Annotated in this window: 12 protein-coding genes; 7 read left to right on the top strand and 5 right to left on the bottom strand. The window is 72.1% G+C overall.

From position 1 onward, the window contains the following. Nucleotides 1-64 precede the first annotated feature (64 nt). Nucleotides 65-1,159 carry a M15 family metallopeptidase gene (locus tag BGO45_RS15830; RefSeq protein WP_292696047.1) on the top strand — a complete coding sequence of 365 codons (1,095 nt, stop codon included), beginning with the start codon at nucleotides 65-67 and terminating at the stop codon, nucleotides 1,157-1,159. A gap of 6 nt (nucleotides 1,160-1,165) precedes the next feature. Here the strand turns inward: BGO45_RS15830 and BGO45_RS15835 are convergent, their stop codons facing one another. Both BGO45_RS15835 and BGO45_RS15840 read right to left on the bottom strand, forming a co-directional pair. Then, on the bottom strand, nucleotides 1,166-1,924 hold the full coding sequence (locus BGO45_RS15835) for an energy-coupling factor transporter transmembrane protein EcfT (RefSeq protein ID WP_292696049.1): 759 nt from the start codon (nucleotides 1,922-1,924) through the stop codon (nucleotides 1,166-1,168). Beyond that, nucleotides 1,921-3,666, bottom strand: a complete 1,746-nt coding sequence (locus BGO45_RS15840; RefSeq protein ID WP_292696052.1) for an ABC transporter ATP-binding protein — start codon at nucleotides 3,664-3,666, stop codon at nucleotides 1,921-1,923. Before BGO45_RS15840 ends, BGO45_RS15835 begins: the two co-directional genes overlap by 4 nt. Nucleotides 3,667-3,822: 156 nt before the next feature. On the opposite strand from BGO45_RS15840, the gene BGO45_RS15845 reads away from it, so the two are divergent. The 3 genes from BGO45_RS15845 to BGO45_RS15855 are packed head-to-tail and all read left to right on the top strand — an operon-like array spanning nucleotide 3,823 to nucleotide 6,496. Further along, entirely contained in the window at nucleotides 3,823-5,604 is a 1,782-nt protein-coding gene (locus tag BGO45_RS15845; protein WP_292696054.1) for a TIGR03767 family metallophosphoesterase, read from the top strand. Continuing rightward, a complete protein-coding gene (locus BGO45_RS15850) occupies nucleotides 5,601-5,948 on the top strand; it encodes a hypothetical protein (protein ID WP_292696056.1) in 348 nt (115 codons plus the stop codon). Before BGO45_RS15845 ends, BGO45_RS15850 begins: the two co-directional genes overlap by 4 nt. Then, nucleotides 5,945-6,496, top strand: a complete 552-nt coding sequence (locus BGO45_RS15855) for a hypothetical protein (RefSeq protein ID WP_292696058.1) — start codon at nucleotides 5,945-5,947, stop codon at nucleotides 6,494-6,496. Before BGO45_RS15850 ends, BGO45_RS15855 begins: the two co-directional genes overlap by 4 nt. On the opposite strand, the gene BGO45_RS15860 is transcribed toward BGO45_RS15855, so the two are convergent. Then, nucleotides 6,493-7,047 (bottom strand): ECF transporter S component, encoded by a 555-nt coding sequence (locus tag BGO45_RS15860; RefSeq protein ID WP_292696060.1) that lies wholly within the window; start codon nucleotides 7,045-7,047, stop codon nucleotides 6,493-6,495. The two genes, BGO45_RS15855 and BGO45_RS15860, sit on opposite strands and share 4 nt — an antisense overlap. A gap of 151 nt (nucleotides 7,048-7,198) precedes the next feature. Between BGO45_RS15860 and BGO45_RS15865 the strand changes: the two genes are divergently transcribed. Then, on the top strand, nucleotides 7,199-10,771 hold the full coding sequence (locus BGO45_RS15865) for a S8 family serine peptidase (RefSeq protein WP_292696063.1): 3,573 nt from the start codon (nucleotides 7,199-7,201) through the stop codon (nucleotides 10,769-10,771). A 173-nt stretch (nucleotides 10,772-10,944) separates the two neighbouring features. Here BGO45_RS15865 and BGO45_RS15870 read toward each other — a convergent pair whose 3' ends face one another. Further along, complete coding sequence (locus BGO45_RS15870; RefSeq protein WP_292696066.1) at nucleotides 10,945-11,967, bottom strand: pirin family protein; 1,023 nt, start codon at nucleotides 11,965-11,967, stop codon at nucleotides 10,945-10,947. Further along, nucleotides 11,964-12,302 (bottom strand): GNAT family N-acetyltransferase, encoded by a 339-nt coding sequence (locus tag BGO45_RS15875; RefSeq protein WP_292696067.1) that lies wholly within the window; start codon nucleotides 12,300-12,302, stop codon nucleotides 11,964-11,966. Before BGO45_RS15875 ends, BGO45_RS15870 begins: the two co-directional genes overlap by 4 nt. 251 nt (nucleotides 12,303-12,553) lie before the next feature. Between BGO45_RS15875 and recQ the strand changes: the two genes are divergently transcribed. After that, nucleotides 12,554-14,581 (top strand): DNA helicase RecQ, encoded by a 2,028-nt coding sequence (recQ, locus tag BGO45_RS15880; RefSeq protein WP_292696068.1) that lies wholly within the window; start codon nucleotides 12,554-12,556, stop codon nucleotides 14,579-14,581. A 152-nt stretch (nucleotides 14,582-14,733) separates the two neighbouring features. Further along, nucleotides 14,734-16,836, top strand: a complete 2,103-nt coding sequence (locus BGO45_RS15885) for an acyl-CoA dehydrogenase (RefSeq protein WP_292696071.1) — start codon at nucleotides 14,734-14,736, stop codon at nucleotides 16,834-16,836. Nucleotides 16,837-16,890 lie beyond the last annotated feature (54 nt).

Here is a 16,890-nt window from a genome sequence, read left to right on the forward strand (position 1 = left end):
CGGATGTCGTCGGACGCCGAGCGCCCCCTCGACCGAGGCGGACGACCGAGTCAGAATGGATCGAGTGACGTCCTTCGATCCCGAGCTCTCGCCTCGCCGCGCCGCGCGCGCCGAAGCGGAGCGACGGGCGACGGCGGCGGTCGCCGTGGTGCCTCCGACCGAACCGTCGCCGACACGACGTCTTCGGCGGGAGGATGCGGCGAGTCCGCGCCGCGGCCCGGTGCACTGGGCGTCCCGCCCTCGTCGGGTCCGTCGGCGGCTCGCGGCGCTCGCGTTGGGACTGACGGTCGTCGTCGCGGGAGCGCTCGCCGTCGGCATCGCAACAGCGGGGGGCGCCTCGACGCCGCTGGCTGCTCCGGAGGCGGCGGCGAGGGTCGGGCCGCCGCCGGTGCCGGCCGAGGGACTGCCGGTCCCGGTGCTCGCCGAGGCGCCGGCGCCGAAGAGCCCCTGCGACGACCCGTCGTTCACCTCCGTCCTCGCGACGGGCGACGACACCGCGACGATCGCCGCGATCGGCGGGGCGGCGGCGTTCCGGGCCGCCGTGGCATCCGGCATCGCCCCGTGCATCTCGTTGTCGGACCCGAACCGCGAATGGGTCGTGGTGAACAAGAAGCGTCCGTTCGATCCCGCCGACTACCGGCCCGGCGACATCGTGATGCCCGACGATGTGCGGGCGCTCAAGGAGTCGGGTCTGCGCCGGACCGCGGCGGACGCTCTGACGGCGCTCGTGCGCGGAGCGGCGGATGCCGGGGCCGGTGAGATCGGGTATCTCAGCGCCTTCCGCTCCTACGAGAACCAGCAGTCGACGTACGCGGACCGCGTGTCGGTCAGCGGGGTGGAAGAGGCCGATCGCGAGAGCGCGCGTGCCGGGTTCAGCGAGCACCAGTCGGGGCTGGCGGTCGACATCGTGCCGTGCGACCGTTCCTGCGGGACGCTCGACGACGTCGCCGCATCGAGTCAGGGCGCGTGGGTGCGCGACCACGCGTGGGAGTACGGCTACATCACCCGGTACGACGTGGGGCGCATCGATGTCACCGGCTACGAACCCGAGGCCTGGCACCTGCGGTACATCGGTCCTGAGCTGGCGAAGGCCTACCACGAGGGCGGCTTCACGACACTCGAGGAGTTCTTCGGACTCCCGGCGGCTCCGACGTACTGATCCGCGTCAGGCCACCACGAACACCGCCGCCGACAGCAGCCAGAACGCGAGCACGAAGACGGTGTCCCGCCGCCGCCACGGGACGACACGGCGTTCGGTGCGGTCGGCATGCGCGCCGAAGGCGCGGGCGTCCATCGCCAGGGCCACCCGCTCCGCGTGGCGGATCGCCCCCGCCAGGAGCGGGACGACCGTGCGGATCCACCGCGTCGGCGCGAAGCCCCCGACGCCCCGCACGCGGTGCGCCTGGCGGATGACCTCGAGCTCTCGACCGAACCTCGGAACGAACCGGATCGCCGCGAGAGCGGCGTACCCGATTCGGTAGGGCACGCGCAGGTGCTGGACGAGCGCGCGGACGAGATCGGTGCCGCCGGTGGTGAGGCCGCCGAGGAACGCGAGGGTCATGATCGCCGCGAGGCGCAGACCGGTCGCGAACCCGACGGAGAGCGCCGCGTCGGTCAGCGCCCAGTCCCCGATGCGCACCACCGGGTGGCCGCCGATCGACGGATCGACCCACACCGCGAATCCCAGGCCGACGACGACCACGGCGAGCGGCACCACCGCGCCGAGCAGGACGAAGAGCCGTGCCGAGAGCGGCGCGCCGCACACGAGCAGCACGTACGCGACGACGAGGAACGTCCCGGGGGTCGCGAGATCGCGCACGAAGACCAGCGCGATCATCGCGGGAAGCGCCGCAGCGATCTTCGCGAGCGGGTCGAGCCGGAGCAGGAACGCGGTCCGGGCCGGTGCGAGGGGGACGGCGGTCACGACCGACCTCCGGGCAGGTCGCGGAGGCGACGGAGCGACGCCAGCTCGGGATGCCGGTGCAGACCGGCGAACGCGCGGCGCAGAGGCGGAACGCGCAGACCCGTCCGGTCCCGGAGCGCCGCGTCGGCGAAGACGGCATCGGCGGAGCCGTCGGCGGCGAGGCGCCCGGCATCCATGACGATCACCCGGTCCGCGTGCTCGGCCACGAGCTGCGGGTCGTGCGTGACCACGACGATGGTCGTCCCCTCGGCGCGGAGGTCGTCGAGCATCGCCATCATCTCGTCGGCGCGAGCGCGGTCCTGCCCGTACGTCGGTTCGTCCAGGACGAGGAGCCGCGCTCCGCCGACCAGCGCCGTGCCCACGGAGAGCCGTCGCTTCTGGCCGCCGGAGAGCAGGAACGGGTGAGTGTCGGCGCGGTCGGCGAGGCCGAACCGGTCGAGCATCTCGTCGACGCGGGCGCGCACCTCGGCCTCGGGCAGCCGCCGTCGCCGCAAGCCGTGGGCGATCTCGTCGAAGACCGTCGTCGTGACGAACTGGTGCTCGGGGTTCTGGAACACGAATCCGACATGACGCGACAGCTGCCGCGGGGGCAGGCGCCGCACGTCGTGCCCGTCCACTCGCACGGTGCCCCGCGGAGGCGTCCGCACGCCGGAGATCGCCTGGACGAGGGTCGTCTTGCCGGCGCCGTTGGGGCCGACGACGGCGACGAACTCGCCTGCCCGCACGTCGAGATCGACGTCCTGCAGCACGGTCGTGCGGCCCCGCGTCACCGTGAGCCCCCGGACCGCGACGATCGACTCGCCCACCGGGCGCTCCAGGATCGGGCGGGGGAGGGATGCCGGGACCGGCGGCAGCCCCTCCAGCGACGCCCGCAGTTCTTCGGGCGTCAGCGGCAGCCGTGGGAGCGCGTACCCCGCGCGACGCAGGCGCAGCGCCGCGAGCGTCGCTGTGGGCAGCCAGACCCCGAGGTCGTGGAGTTCGGCCGCCCGATCGCGCAGGACCTCGTCCACCGTGCCGTCTGCCACGACGCGCCCGTCTCCGTCGAGCGCGACCACGCGGTCGACCAGTTCCACCGCTGCGTCGAGATCGTGCTCGATCAGCACGATCGCCCGGTCTCCCTCGGCGACGACCTCGCGCAGCGCCGCGTAGACCTCCGCGACGCCGGCCGGATCGAGGCTCGCGGTGGGCTCGTCGAGGACGAGCAGGGGGGAGGCCATCGCGAGCGCGCACGCGATCGCGAGGCGTTGCCGGCCCCCGCCGGAGAGCACGTCGGGGGAATCGTCGCGCCGTTCCCAGAGACCCACCCGGCGGAGGGCGGCCTCGGCCCGGGCGAGGACCTCGGGCACGGGGAGTCGCAGGTTCTCGGGGCCGAAACAGACCTCGTCGAGCACGCTGCCGGTGATGAGCTGGGCGTCGGGGTCCTGGAAGACCATCGCGACGGTCTGCGCGAGCTCGGCGACCGGGGTGGTCGCGGCATCCGCTCCGTCCACGGCCACTGTGCCCGTGACCTCGCCCGGGACCGCGTGCGGGAGCAGTCCGTTCAGGGTGAGTGCCAGCGTCGACTTGCCCGACCCGCTCGGACCCAACAGGAGCACCACCTCGCCGGGGTGCACCTCGAAGCTCACGTCCGCGGGCGTCGGGCGGTCGGCCTCGAGATGCGTGACGGCCACGTTCCGCAGGCACAGCAGGGCGGGGACGCCCGCGCGGGGCGCCGTGGCTGTGGGGTGCGGGTGGGCGGTCACGGGTGTCCTTCGGCGAGGTCCCCAGTCTAGTTAGGTGCGCCTTACCCGCGCCGCTCGGCGTCTCGACGTCGAGGCGACGGCATCCCGCGCGCTCTGGACGGCCCGATTGCGCGAACGGTACATTCGAGGTCTTCCTCCGCCCGAACGGACGATCTCGTGACCGGTCTCTCCCGCCGTCAGTTCCTGCACGCCACCGCCGCCGCTGCCGCCGCGACGGGGCTCGGTTTCGACGTCCTCGCGCCGCAGCTCGCGCGCGCGGCCACGCCGCCGGCCGGCATCCCCTCGACGCTCCTGCAGACGATCCGGCAGGGCTCGCTCCTGTCGGGGAAGTACCGCACGCTCACCACCGGTCCCGGCGAGCCGTATCTGCCGCGCATCGACGTGCTGCGGCGCTCGCCGTCGCCCGCGCGCGCGACCGCCCGCCGCTCGCTGCTGTACCTCGGGCACCTGTCCGACCTGCACGTCATCGAGGCGCAGTCGCCGGGGCGCATCGAGCCGATGATCGTGCAGGCCCACGCGGCGTGGGGGTCGGCCTTCCATCCGCAGGATCCGCTCAGCCCGCACGCCACGGCGGCGATGGTGCAGGCCTTCTCGGACGCCCGGTACAGCCCGCTCACGGGCGCGCCGATGAGCGCGGCGATCGTCACCGGCGACAGTGCCGACATGCACTCGCACCTCGAGCTGCGCTGGTACATCGACCTCATGGACGGCCTGGCGGTCGACCCGGCCACGGGCGGACCGACGTGGCAGGGCGTGCAGGCCTGGAGCGAGGCGACGTGGGCGTACCGTCCCGGAGACCCGAGCGGCGGCGACTTCGGCGACTACGGCTTCCCGCGCCTCCCCGACCTGCTCGCGCAGGCGATCGCGCAGCCCGTGAAATCGGTCGGCCTGCCCGCGCCCTGGTACGCCGTCTACGGCAATCACGACACGCTCCTCCTCGGAACCTTCGACATCAGCCCGCAGCTCCGAGCGCTCGCGGTCGGCGCCCGGAAGTCGTACACCCTGGATGCCACGGCATCCACCGCCCTCGAAGGGTGGGCCGCGGGCACCAGCGTCCTCGCACAGGTGCTGGGGGCGCTGGGACTGGCATCCGGGGGGCCGGGGTTCAAGGAGGTCACGGCCAACCCCGAGCGGTACCTGTTCGAGCAGCGCGACTTCATGGCCGAGCACTTCCGGACCGAGCCGACGCCCGGGCCCGTCGGCCACGGCTTCACGGCCCACAACCTCACGTCGGGAGAGACGTGGTGGCAGGCCGACCTCAGCCCGCGGATCCGGGCGTTCGGGCTCGACACGTGCAACGCCGTCGCCGGTCCCGACGGTGCGGTGCCCGAGTCCCAGATGCAGTGGCTGCGCGCGCAGCTCGAGATCGCGCAGCGCGACCAGGTGCTGGCGCTGATCTTCAGCCACCACAACAGCCTCACGCTCGAGAACCGCGCCACCCGTCCGGGGACCGACGAGAAGCTGTACGGCGCCGAGGAGTTCGTCGCGATGCTGCTGGAGTTCCCGGTCGTCGTGGGGTGGCTGAACGGCCATACGCACCTCAACCAGATCCTCGCCCACACGAACACGAAGAGCGGGTTCTGGGAGATCACGACCGCGTCGTGCATCGACTTCCCGCAGCAGCAGCAGGTGGTCGAGATCGTCGACAACCGCGACGGGACGCTGTCGCTGTTCACCACCGTGCTCGACCACGCCTCGCCCGCCGTGCCGGGGAACTCGGGCTCGGTCGCCGACCTGGCGAGCCGGAGCCGGGAGCTCGCCGCCAACGACTGGGCCGAGACGCCGCTCATGCGGCGCGGATCCCCGCTCGACCGCAACACTGAGCTGCTCCTGCCCGCGCCGTTCGATCTGTCGGTGATCACCGACGCCCAGCTCGAGGCGCAGCACGTCACCGAGCGCGCGCGGATCCTCGCGTACGAGAAGGAGCGGGGGCTGTGAGGCGCGCGCTCCTCGCCCTGCCTCTGCTCGCAGCTCTCACCCTGACCGGCTGCTCGCAGATCGCCGCGATCGCTCCCGTCGGCGGGAATCACCTGACGGAGGTGCGGTTCGCGACCATCGACGTCCTGCAGCAGAAGGGCATCGCACTCGAGGCCGTACCCACCTGTACCCGTTCGGACGAGGGGGCGATCGCGTGCACCGGGACGACCGCCGCGGGCGAAGCCGTCACCGCCGCCTCGCCGTCGACCGACCCCGACAGTTTCCGCGTCACCGTGGGCTCCGACACGGTGTTCACCGGCAGCGTCAGCGACGTGATCGACCGGGCCGCGGGGGTCACCCCGTGAAGCGCGTGCTCCTGATCGCCGCGGTCGTGGTGGTGAACGCCGTGGTCCAAGCCCTGTGCGTCGTGCCGGGGGCGACGCCCGCGGTCGCGCCCGGCTTCCTCGGCCTGCTCGCGGTCTCCGTGGTGGCCCTCGTCGCCGCGGCGACCGCGGTCGTCGCGGTCGTGGGCGGTCCCGGCGCACGGTGGCGGCGCGCGCTCGCCGCGGTGGTCGTCGCGCTCGTGATCGTGGGGACGCTCGCGGTGCTGTCGTCGACGACGCTCCTCCCCGCGCTCCTCGTCGCCTTCGTGTTCGCCTCTCCCGCCGGCACCCCGGATGCCACGGCGTGGAGCGGTCCGCGGGCTTTCGCGTGGCATCCGGTCCGGGCGATCCTGCTCGCCGTGGCGACGTCGGTCGCGCTGATCGTCCTCGCCGTGGCCGCCCTGCTGTTCGGGTTCCTGGTCACCGGCGGGCTCGGGTCGTTCCTGACGTGGGTCGTCGTCGGGGCGCTCACCGCTCTCCTGGCGCGGGCGTGGGCGCGGCTGGCGGTGCGGCCGCGTCGGTCCGTCTAGCGCCGCGACAGTCCGCGCGCGACGCCCGCGCCGCGCAGACCCGCGCCGATCGCGATACCCACGGCCGTCCAGATGACGGGACCGAGCACACCGATCACGAGATAGGTGATCTGCGCCCACGGGGCGAGCGCGCCGATGTCGGCGGCGAACCACACGGCCGCGGCCACGAGCAGACCGATGATCACGGCCGACACGAAGAAGCGGGCCGCGGCCCACACGCGGTAGCGGGTGAGGGCGGCGACGGCCTCCTGGATGCCGCCGAAGAGGATCGCCGTGCCGAGGAAGCGGAAGGTCCACTGCGGCGCCATGGCGCTGGCGACGAGCGCCGCGAGTACGTGCGTGAGAAGCGCCACCCAGGCCCGGCGGACGACCTGCTGCGCGATGATCCCGGGGAGGACGTGCGACCCGAGCACCAGACCGTACGCCCAGGGCGCGGTGGCCAGCACGACGAGCGTCAGCCAGCCCGCGGCGCCGCCGAGGATGCCGGTGCCCACGCCGATCGCAGCGCAGACGAGGAGCACGCGGGTGGACAGACGGGATGCCGACGACACGGGGTCAGCGTATCGGCCCGACGGCATCCGGTTCTCGGACGCCGTCCAAAAGAAAACGTTGGTGATGAATTTGCCGTGAGTTATGTTTGTGCGACGCGCGCCGAAGAAGTCGCGCACATCGCTCAATTCATCCCCCCGTTTGGAGCGCACTATGGGTCGTACCCTGCGTTCGGCCGCGGTCATCGCATTGGCCGGGCTGTTCACCGCTGCCGGAGTCACCTCCGTGCAGGCTGCTGTCGTGGACGAGGGGGTGACACCCCCCACACCCATCGAATCCGCCACCGGCCGGTACATCGTCGTGCTCGACGAGGCCCCGGTCGCGACCTACGACGGCGGCGAGGCCGGCCTTCGCGCCACGAAGTCCGACGATGCGCGTCTCGACACCGGTTCGGACGCGGTCCGCGAGTACTCGGCCTTCCTCGAGCAGCGTCAGCAGGACGTCGCCGCCGAGGCCGGAGTGGATGCCGACTACTCGTACACGCTGGCCGTGAACGGCTTCAGCGCGGCGATGGACCCGAACCAGGCGGCGAAGCTCGCGGCCACGAAGGGCGTGCAGAAAGTCGTCCCCGACGAGATCCGCCACCCCGCGGCCGTGCCGTCGACCGAGTTCCTCGGTCTCGAGGGCGACGGCGGCGTGTGGCAGAAGGTCGGCGGGATCGACGCGGCCGGTGAGGGTGTCGTCGTCGGTGTCATCGACACCGGCATCGCGCCCGAGAACCCGTCGTTCGCGGGCGACCCGCTCGGTACGACTGCGGGCGACGAGCCGTACCTCGACGGCAACGACGTCGTGTACCGCAAGGCCGACGGCACCGACTTCCGGTCGCCGCGCGTCGCCACCGGCGACGGCTGGTCGGTCGACGACTACTCCACGAAGCTCGTGGGTGCGCGCTACTTCGACCAGGGTGCCGCCGCGACCGGTTTCACGTTCGAGGCCGACTACCGCTCTCCGCGCGACGGCGACGCGCACGGTTCGCACACCGCGAGCACCGCCGCCGGCAACAACGGCGTCGATGCCAGCGTCGAGGGCATCGACTTCGGCGCGATCTCGGGCGTCGCCCCGGCGGCCAAGGTCGCCGCCTACAAGGCGTGCTACTCGGGCCCCGATCCGCTGGTCACCACCGACGACGTCTGCGCGCTGAGCGACCTGCTCGGGGCGATCAACGCCGCCGTGGCCGACGGCGTCGACGTGATCAACTACTCCATCGGCGGTGGGGCGGCCACGACCACCCTCGCCCTCGAGGACGCGGCGTTCTTCAACGCCGCCGCCGCGGGTGTCTTCGTCGCCGTCTCGGCGGGCAACTCCGGACCCGACGCCTCGACCGCCGACCACGCGTCGCCCTGGTACACCACCGTCGCGGCCTCCACGATCCCCACCTACGAGGGCACCGTGAAGCTGCCGAACGGCTTCCAGGCCGCGGGCGCGTCGGTGTCCGTGCGCGCGGGCGAGGACGTCACCGGTCCCGTGGTGTACGCGGGTGACATCGCGGCATCCGGAGCCGACCCGGCCGACGCGGCCCTGTGCCTGCTCGGATCGCTCGACGCGGCGCAGGCCGCGGGCAAGATCGTCGTCTGCGACCGCGGGCAGAACGCCCGCATCGAGAAGTCGCAAGCCGTGAAGGAGGCGGGCGGGATCGGCATGATCCTCGTCAACGTCACCCCCGCCTCGGTCGACAACGACTTCCACTCCGTGCCGACCGTGCACATCGACGCGCGGTACCGCGACGACCTGCTCGCCTACGTGCAGGGGACCCCGGATGCCACGGCCACGCTGATCGGCGAGAACGTGACGGGTGTCGAGACGCCGACGCCGCAGGTCGCCGGCTTCTCGAGCCGCGGACCGATGCTCGCCGACGGCAGCGACGTGCTGAAGCCCGACATCTCGGCTCCCGGTGTGGCGATCCTCGCCGCCGCCGCGAACGCCGAGGGCGCGGCTCCCACGTTCGAGTTCCTCTCCGGCACGTCGATGTCGTCGCCGCACATCGCCGGTCTCGCCGCGCTGTACCTCGGGGAGCGGCCTCTGGCCACGCCCGCCGAGGTGAAGTCGGCCATGATGACGACCGCGTACGACACCGTGGACGTCGACGGCGCCCCGGCGCAGGACCCGTTCGCGCAGGGCGCCGGACACGTCGATCCCACGAAGTACTTCGATCCGGGGCTGCTGTACCTCAACGGTCCCGCCGACTGGGCGGCGTTCCTGCAGGGCAAGGGCCTCGAGGACTTCGGCGTCGAGCCGATCGACGGCAGCGACCTTAACCTCGCCTCCATCTCGATCGGTTCGCTCGCGAAGCCCCAGACCGTCACCCGCACGGTGACGTCCACGCAGGCGGGCACGTTCACGGCATCCATCGACGTCCCCGGCCTGGATGCCACGGTCGAGCCGTCGACGCTGACGTTCGGCGCCGCGGGCGAGACGCAGGACTTCACGGTCACGTTCACCCGCACCACGGCCCCGGCCGAGGAGTGGACGACCGGGTTCCTCACCTGGACGAGCGGCGACACCCAGGTGCGTTCGCCCATCGCCGTGCGTCCCACGACCGCCGAGGCTCCGGCCGAGGTCGCGGGCACGGGGCTGTCGGGTTCGACGAACGTCGAGATCCTCCCGGGCGTGAGCGGCGACCTGCCGCTGACGGTGTCGGGTCTCTCGGCTGTCACGCTGCTGACCGATCCCGACAACCCGGTCGACGGACACTCCGGCAACCAGGACTCGGGCGACGCCGACGGTTACGTCCGGTGGATCGTGGACGTGCCCGAGGGGACGACCCTCTCGCGCTTCGACCTCGACTCCTCCGACGACACCGGCAGCGATCTCGACCTGTTCGTATCGCGCGTGGTGAGCCCGGACGACCTCCGCTACTACGAGCGGTTCACCTCGGCGACCGGTTCGGCGGACGAGCGCGTGTCGCTGCCGAACCCGACCCCGGGCACCTACCTCGTCGAGGCGAACATCTACTCGTTCACCGCGCCGTTCACGTGGGACATGTCCTACGCGAACGTCCAGCCCGGCGGCGAGGGTCAGCTGACGGCCACGCCGAACCCGATCCCGGCCGAGCAGGGCGTCGCGACGACCTACGACCTGTCGTGGCAGGGCCTGCAGCCGCAGACGCGGTACCTCGGGGTCGTGCAGTACGGCGAGTCCAGCGTGCAGACGGTCCTCACGGTCGACTCCGGCCAGGCGGCCCCCGTCGTCGTGGAGGCGCCGACGGTGAGCGGCACGGCCAAGCTCGGCCGCACCCTGACCGCCACGGCGGGGACGTGGGATCCGGCCGAGGTCACCACGACGTTCCAGTGGCTGCGCGGCGGCGAGCCGATCCCGGGGGCGACGTCGTCGACCTACCGGGTGACGCGCGCCGATCTGGGCACCGTGCTGACGGTGCGGGTGACCGCGACGTCGACGGCGACCGGTCTCACCGGCACGGCCGACAGCGCGGGCGTCCCCGTCGTCGTCGCCTCGTTCACCACCGTCACGGTGAACCCGTGGGTGGGGCGCAGCTCCGACACGTACACCCTGACCGTGAAGGTGCGTCCGCTCGCCGGGCCCACCCCGACGGGAGAGGTGACCGTGACCGTCGCCGGGAAGCCCTACACGGCGACCCTCGAGGACGGCCGCGCCACCATCACGCTCGACCCGCAGACGCGGGGCCTGCGCGTGGTGACCGCGAAGTACTCGGGCAGTGAGACGGTCGAGGCCTCCACCGCGCACAGCGCGTTCATCGTGCTGCGCTGATCCGCAGCACCCACGCGGCGTCCGGGCTCCGGCTCGGGCGCCGCGTTCGCGTGGGGCCGCCGTCGAGTCTTGACGCCGAGACTGCATGCGCCTGACGAACCCACTGCAGGTTGCAGTGGAGATGTCAGGCGGATGCAGTCTCGCGGCCGAGCGTCCGGGGTGCCGCGGTCGCGCTACACCCGACGCCGGCGCGGCGTCAGGCGCACCGCCGGGAGCGGCGGAGCGGGGACGCGCTCGGGGCCGTGATCGACGACGGTGCCGAAACGGGGAGCGCCCGCCTCCCACGCCTCGCGCGCCTCCTCGATCTCGTCATGCGAGCGGCCGACGAAGTTCCACCACATCACGATGTCGGCCTCGAACGGCTCGCCGCCGAGCAGGAACACCCGCGCGCCCTCCGGCGCCGTGATGTCCACGTGGTCGCGGCCCGTCCCGAGATAGAGCAGTCGCGTTCCGTCGACGGATGCCGTGCCCCCGGTGCGCGCGAGGGGCACCGGGCGTTGCGCGGCGTCGGCGTCCGTGGCATCCACCCCCGTCTCCACATCGGCGGTTCCGATCATCCCGGAGAGGGCGTATTCCCAGTCGGTGCGCAGCGGCACACGCACCATGACCCCCGGGGGCAGGCGCAGCTCGGCGCCCACGATCGGGGTGTGGACGGTGGCGGGGGAGGAGACGCCGCCGAGTTCGCCCATCACGACGACGGCGTCCGCCCCGTCTGCGAGGTCGAGCACCGGCAGGTGCTCATGCCGTTCGAACGCCGGCGGGCCGTGGCGGCGCGACTCGGGGAGCGCGACCCAGAGCTGCAGGGCGTCGAGCGGGATCGGCTCCTCGCCGACCGAGTACTCCGAGTGCGCGATGCCCTCGCCGCTGGTCATGAGGTTGAGCGCACCGGGACGCACGACGACGTCGCTCCCGACGGCATCCCGATGCCGCACCTCTCCGATGATCGGCCAGGTCACCGTCTGCAGGCCGATGTGCGGGTGCGGCTCGACGCGCATCACCGTCTCCTGCGGGCCGAAGCGGTCGAGGAAGCACCACGCGCCGACCATCGGCAGCGCGCGGTGCGGGAGCGTGCGGTGCACCTCCATCGCCCGGACCCCTCCGAGGGGCACTTCCCGCGCTTCGACGACGAGCGCGCGCGGGCCGTCGCAGTCCACGGGACCTTCGGATGCCGGCGGCGCGACGTCGAGCCTCGTCACGCCGGTTCGCTCGGGTCGGCGGAGTCGGCCGCGTCCTCGCCGGCCGGCCAGTCGATCACGAGGCCGGGGACGTCGTGCTCGTGCAGGTAGTGCACCACGAACGGGCAGGTCGGGATGATCGTGTCTCCGCGGCGCGCGAGATCGGCGAGTGCTTCGCTCGCGAGCGTCGAACCGAGCCCCTTGCCCTTGAACGCGGAGTCGATCTCGGTGTGCGGCAGCACGACGCGCCCCTCGCCCGCGGGTCGGAACTGCAGGATGCCGCCCAGTTCACCGTCCACGAACACCTCGTAGCGGTGCGCCTCGTCGTTACGGCTAACGGTCACTTCGTCGGTCATGTCGCCTCCGGTCGTCGGTTCCTCCGTCAACGTTCGCAGGGCGCGCGCTGTTCCGCCATCCCCGTGCGCGGGAACACCGGCCGTCGATCCCGCGTGAGGGAGGGGATACCGCGAGCGGAGGACCCGAAGGCCGGGGAACGTCCTCCCTCCGCCGAATCTCCTCCGCTCGCGCTCGCGGAGACGCGAGACGTTCTCCACCGATGTGCGACGGGCGTCGGATCGGTGTCGGTGCCCCGGGTTACCGTGGTCGGGTGACATTCCCCGGCGCCGCCCCCGAGCCGTACGCCGACGCGCCTCCCGACGCGTACGACGATCCCTACGCGGGTGCCGATTGGGACCCCGATCTCTTCGCCCCGCCCGAAGACCCCGACGCCCCGCCCCCGCCGATGGATGCCGCGATGTCGCCGTTCGCCCGCGCCGCGGTCGTGACCGGGACCGCCCGCGAGCTCCCCGACGTGCGCGACTTCACCGGGCGCGACCCGCGCGAGGTCCTGCACGAGGTCTACGGTTACGACGCCTTCCGCGGCGATCAGGGTGCGATCGTGCAGCAGGTCATCGACGGCGGCGACGCCGTGGTGCTCATGCCGACCGGCGGTGGCAAGAGCGTCACCTACCAGGTGCCCGCGCTCGTGCGCCCCGGCACGGGCCTCGTGGTGAGCCCGCTCATCGCGCTCATGCACGACCAGGTCGATGCCCTCGTCGCCAACGGCGTCCGCGCGGCCTACCTCAACTCGACGCAGGCCCCCGCCGAGCGTCAGGCCGTCGAGCAAGCCTTCCTGGCCGGCGACCTCGACCTCCTGTACGTCGCGCCCGAGCGTCTGAACGGTGCGCAGACGCTCGGCCTGCTCTCACGCGGCCGGCTCAGCGTCATCGCGATCGACGAGGCGCACTGCGTGTCGCAGTGGGGTCACGACTTCCGTCCCGACTACCTCGCGCTCGGCGACCTCGCCGATCGCTTCCCGGGCGTCCCGCGCATGGCGCTCACCGCCACCGCGACGCCCGAGACCGCTCGCGAGATCGTCGAGCGGCTCCGGCTCCGCGACGCCCGCACGTTCGTGGCGAGCTTCGATCGCCCGAACATCCAGTACCGCATCGACGCCAAGGTGGATCCGCGCCGTCAGCTGGTGTCGTTCATCCGCTCGCAGCCCGAGGGCTCGGCGGGCATCGTCTACGCGCTGAGCCGCAAGAGCGTGGAGCAGACCGCGGCCTACCTCGCCGCGCAGGGGCTCGACGCCCTTCCGTACCATGCGGGTCTGGATGCCTCGATCCGCGCGGCGAACCAGTCGCGCTTCCTGCGCGACGACGGGGTCGTCATGGTCGCCACCATCGCCTTCGGCATGGGCATCGACAAGCCCGACGTCCGGTTCGTCGCCCACATCGATCTGCCGAAGTCCGTCGAGGGCTACTACCAGGAGACCGGCCGCGCCGGTCGAGACGGCGACCCCTCGGTCGTGTGGATGGCGTACGGCCTGGGCGACGTGGTCCAGCAGCGCCGCATGATCGACCAGTCCCCGGGTGACCGCTCCTACAAGATGCGGCTCGGTCAGCACCTCGACGCGATGCTCGCCCTGTGCGAGACGGTCGGATGCCGTCGGCAGAACCTGCTCGCCTACTTCGGCGAGCAGTCCGAGCCGTGCGGCAACTGCGACACGTGTCTCACGCCCCCCGACACATGGGACGGCCTCATCGCGGCGCAGAAGCTGCTCTCGACGATCGTCCGCCTGCAGCGGGAGCGCGGTCAGGCCTTCGGGGCAGGCCACCTCATCGACATCCTGCGCGGCGCGAAGACCGACCGGATCGCTCAGCAGGGGCATGATCGCCTCAGCACCTACGGGCTGGGGGCCGACCTGTCCGACCAGGATTGGCGCAGCGTCATCCGGCAGCTCCTCGCCCGCGGCATCATCGTGGCCCAGGGCGACTACGGCACGCTCGCGCTCAGCGAGGCCTCGGGCGGGGTGCTCCGGGGAGAGACGCCGGTTCCGCTGCGTCGCGACGCGCTGGGGCGGTCCGGCGGCGGCTCGAGCCGACCACGGAAGTCGAGCGCGGACGACGTCGCCCAGGGCGACCGCGACCTCTTCGAGGCCTTGCGCGCGTGGCGTGCGGAGCAGGCCCGCGAGCAGGGCGTCCCGGCCTACATCGTGTTCGGTGACGCGACCCTGCGGGCGATCGCGGCGGCACGTCCGGCATCCCTGTCCGATCTCGACGGCATCACCGGTATCGGTGCGAAGAAGCGTGAGGCCTACGGCGACGGCATCCTGACCGTCGTCGCCCAGAACTGACGCGTCTCCGGAACCTCCGGGATGTTGACCCCCCACAACCACCGGCGGCACCCTCGCCGCATCGCGTTGTGTACACCTCACACAACGTTTGATCGGATGTTGTGGGACTTCTACCGTGGAGGCATCCCTTTGCAACGTCGAAAGGTGCCGAAATGACCGACGCCGCCGTCCGTCCCACCACGCCCGCCACGAGCACGCGCACTCCCGTCGGGGGTGCGCCCACCGCCGCGCACTCCGCCGCCGAGGCCGCCGAGAGCCGCATCGACATCGAGCGGGTCACCGACCTGCTGCTCGGGACGTGGGCCGACACGCGCCGCGAGGCGCGCGCGATGCTGAAGGACCCGATCTTCTGGCGCGACGACAGTCTCGGCATGGACGCGCACCGCGAGCGCACCCTCGGCCAGCTGCACGAGCTCGTCGCGCGCAAGGCCGTGCACCGTGCCTTCCCGAAGCGGTTCGGGGGCGAAGAGAACAACGGCGCGAACATCGCCGGATTCGAAGAGCTCGTCGCGGCCGACCCGAGCCTGCAGATCAAGTCGGGCGTCCAGTGGGGCCTGTTCGGTTCGGCCGTGCTGCAGCTGGGCACCGAGAAGCACCACGAGAAGTGGCTGCCCGGCATCATGAGTCTCGAGATCCCGGGCGCCTTCGCCATGACGGAGACCGGCCACGGCTCCGATGTGGCCGCCATCGGAACGACCGCGACGTACGACCCCGACACCGAAGAGTTCGTCATCCACACCCCGTTCCGCGGCGCGTGGAAGGACTACCTCGGCAACGCCGCCCTGCACGGCAAGGCGGCGACGGTGTTCGCGCAGCTCATCACCCGCGGCGTCAACCACGGCGTGCATTGCTTCTACGTTCCGCTCCGCGACGACGAGGGCCGCTTCCTCCCCGGCATCGGCGGCGAGGACGACGGTCTCAAGGGCGGCCTGAACGGCATCGACAACGGCCGTCTGCACTTCGACCAGGTCCGCGTGCCCCGCGAGAACCTGCTCAACCGCTACGGCGATGTCGCCGCCGACGGCACGTATTCCAGCGACATCGCGAGCCCGGGCCGTCGGTTCTTCACGATGCTCGGCACCCTGGTCCAGGGACGCGTGTCCCTCGACGGCGCGGCCGCGTGGGCGTCGGCCATCGGCCTGACCATCGCGATCACCTACGGCAACCAGCGGCGCCAGTTCGATTCCGGCAGCGGAACCCCCGAGGTCACTCTCCTCGACTACGGCAAGCATCAGCGTCGCCTCCTGCCGCGCCTGGCGACCACGTATGCCGAGATCTTCGCGCACGACGAGTTCCTGCAGAAGTTCGACGGCGTCTTCAGCGGCCGCCTCGACACGGACGCCGACCGCGAAGACCTCGAAACGCTCGCGGCCGCGCTGAAGCCGCTCTCGACCTGGCACGCGCTGGACACCCTGCAGGAGTCGCGTGAGGCGTGCGGCGGTCAGGGCTTCCTCTTCGAGAACCGGCTGGTGGGCCTGCGCGCCGACCTCGACATCTACGTGACGTTCGAGGGCGACAACAATGTCCTGCTGCAGCTCGTCGGCAAGCGCCTTCTCGCCGACTACGCGCGGCAGTTCAAGGGCAAGGATGCCAAGGCCCTCGCCGCGTTCGCGGTGGGGCAGACGGCCGGGAAGCTGTTCCACGGCGCGGGTCTCCGTCAGCTCGGGCAGGCCGTCGCCGACCGCGGGTCGACCGCGCGGTCGGTCGAGAACGGTCTGCGTGCCCAGCAGCAGCACGAACTGCTCGCCGACCGCGTGCAGCAGATGATCGCCGACATCGCGGGGCGCCTGCGTCCGGCATCCAAGCTGTCCCGCGACGACGCGGCGGCGCTCTTCAACGAGAACCAGGCCGAGCTGATCGAGGCCGCGCGGGCGCACGGAGAGCTCCTGCAGTGGGAGGCGTTCACCGACGCCATCAACCGTGTCGGCGGCGACGACACCCGCCAGGTGCTGACGTGGCTGCGCGACCTGTCCGGCCTGCAGCTCATCGAGAAGCACCTCGCCTGGTACCTGATCAACGGGCGTCTGTCGACGCAGCGCGCGGCGGCGGTGTCGAGCTACATCGACCGGCTCTGCGTGCGGCTGCGTCCCCACGCGCAGGACCTGGTGGATGCCTTCGGCTACGGCCCCGAGCACATCCGCGCCTCGATCGCGACGGGCGTCGAGGACGACCGGCAGAACGAGGCGGCGTCGTACTACGCGGCGCTGCGCGCCTCGGGGAACGCTCCGGTTCCGGAGAAGAAGCCCGCCAAGTAAGGCCCGGGCGGCGGGCGGTGGTCACGACGACTGCCGCCCGCCGCCATGTCCGGG

Origin of the sequence: Microbacterium sp. 71-36 (assembly GCF_001898305.1) — a bacterium.
Taxonomy (GTDB): domain Bacteria; phylum Actinomycetota; class Actinomycetes; order Actinomycetales; family Microbacteriaceae; genus Microbacterium.